At 62.9% G+C, this 337-nt stretch carries 1 protein-coding gene; it reads left to right on the plus strand.

Annotated elements, in window-relative coordinates:
- On the plus strand, positions 1-337 hold a 337-nt coding region (locus tag AF337_RS10850; RefSeq protein WP_193393597.1), incomplete at both ends, for a beta-barrel domain-containing protein.

Consider the following 337-nt stretch of genomic DNA (forward strand, 5'->3'; position numbering starts at 1 on the left):
GGCGGAGCCGGTGGTCACACTCGTGCCCATTAACGTGCCGCTGGAAGCGGAAGTCTCGATTAACACGCGCGATATCGGCCGGGTGGCCGTCGGCAAGGAAGCCCGTATCAAGCTCGACGCCTATCCGTTCCAGAAATACGGAACCGCGACAGGCGAGGTGAGGACCATCAGCCAGGATACCTTCTTGACCGGCCAACAGGAGCAGACTGCCACCCCCAGCCAGCCAGCCGCCCCCTTCTTCAAGGCGCGGATCCTGCTTGCCGATACCCGGCTGAATGCCACAGATGGCCCGGTGCGGCTGCTTCCCGGCATGACTGTGACCACGGAAATCAAGGTC

This window comes from Rhizobium ecuadorense (genome assembly GCF_001187535.1).
Taxonomy (GTDB): domain Bacteria; phylum Pseudomonadota; class Alphaproteobacteria; order Rhizobiales; family Rhizobiaceae; genus Rhizobium; species Rhizobium ecuadorense.